2 protein-coding genes are annotated in these 1,432 nt (G+C 60.5%); both read left to right on the top strand.

Going from position 1 to position 1,432, the window contains the following annotated elements; genetic code table 11:
• The first annotated feature begins 221 nt into the window (after positions 1-221).
• On the top strand, positions 222-554 hold the full coding sequence (locus tag EWV37_RS15745; RefSeq protein WP_031272986.1) for a helix-turn-helix domain-containing protein: 333 nt from the start codon (positions 222-224) through the stop codon (positions 552-554).
• On the top strand, positions 551-1,393 hold the full coding sequence (locus tag EWV37_RS15395; protein ID WP_016997196.1) for an IS3 family transposase: 843 nt from the start codon (positions 551-553) through the stop codon (positions 1,391-1,393). Before EWV37_RS15745 ends, EWV37_RS15395 begins: the two co-directional genes overlap by 4 nt.
• Positions 1,394-1,432: the final 39 nt, after the last annotated feature.

Below are 1,432 nucleotides of genomic sequence, written 5' to 3'. Positions count from 1 at the left end.
TGAACTGACCCCCGGGAGTTGGACTGAGTAATTCGGTTCCAACTCCCGGGGGTCAGTTCATGGGGAAGCAGAGTGCTCTGACGCAGGAGCAGCGCATCTACGCGGTAGCCTGCTTTGAGGAAGGACGCGGCGAGCGATCAGTCGCGAGGGAAATCTGCGTGAGTAGGTCAGCCGTGAAGCGGCTCTACCATCGCTGGCGCGTTCGTGGTCGAGGAGCACTGGTGACCAAACCGACGAAACAGTCCTACTCGTTTGAGATCAAGCTGGCGGTCGTCACGCGCTTCCTGTGCGGGGAACCCAAGGTCGATCTCGCCCGCGAGTTCGACCTGTCCTCGCCGAAACTCATCGAGACGTGGGCGAGGAACTACCGTGCCAGGGGCGAGGATGCCCTGAAGCCACGACCACGTGGCCGGCCACGCCGATTAGCATCGACTCAGGACGGCGAGGAGTCGGAGCTTCAACAGCTACGACGCGAGGTCGAGTATCTTCGGGCTGAGAACGCTTACCTGGGAAAATTGCGGGCCTTGAGGGAGCAACAACGACGGACAAAGTGAATGCCGTCCTCGCCCTCAAGGCTGAACACTCACTCACCACACTTCTCACCGTCGCTTCTCTTGCCCGATCGACGTTCTTCTACCACCAGGCACGCCTGGACACCGCGGACAAGCACGCCGCGTTGAAGGCCGAGATTCAGCGGTTCTTCCACCATTTCGCCGGCCGTTACGGGCACCGACGGATCCACGACCGGCTGCGCCGGACGGGATGGGTGGTGTCGAAGAAGACGGTCCTCAAGCTCATGCGAGCCCTGGGGCTGCGGTGTCAGATCCGCCGCAAGCGCTACACCTCGTTCAAGGGCAAGATCGGCCAGATCGCTGCCAACCGCTTGGAACGAGACTTCACCACGACCGCCCCGAACCAGAAGTGGGTCACCGACGTGACTGAATTCCGCGTCGGAGAGCGGAAGGTCTATCTCTCGACGGTGATGGACCTCTTCGACCGGCAGATCATCGGCCACACGACCGGGACCTCCCCGAACCTGGTATTGACCAATACCTCGCTGCGGCAAGCATTGGTGGGGTTGCCATCAGACCAGAAACCCATCGTGCACTCCGATCAAGGCTTTCAGTATCAGCACGCTTCCTGGCGACAGCTCCTGAACGGCCGAGCGATCCAGTCGATGTCGCGCAGGGGCAATTGCCTCGACAATGCCGTGATGGAGAGTTTCTTCGGGCATCTGAAGGACGAGCTCTACTGCAACACCACGTTCCTCACCGTCGAGGCACTGACCACAGCGATCAATGCCTACATCACCTGGTTCAACACCGAGAGGGCACATTCAACGCTGAAGGGCCTGAGCCCGGTGGAATACCGGACCCAGGCCCTAGCGGCCTAAGCTTTTACTTGGCCAGTCCAACTTCTTGGGACCAGTTCA

Source organism: Kocuria carniphila (genome assembly GCF_004136555.1).
GTDB classification, from domain to species: domain Bacteria; phylum Actinomycetota; class Actinomycetes; order Actinomycetales; family Micrococcaceae; genus Kocuria; species Kocuria carniphila.
The sequence above is the reverse complement of the archived record's forward strand: the minus strand, read 5'-3'. Positions and strand labels throughout refer to the sequence as shown.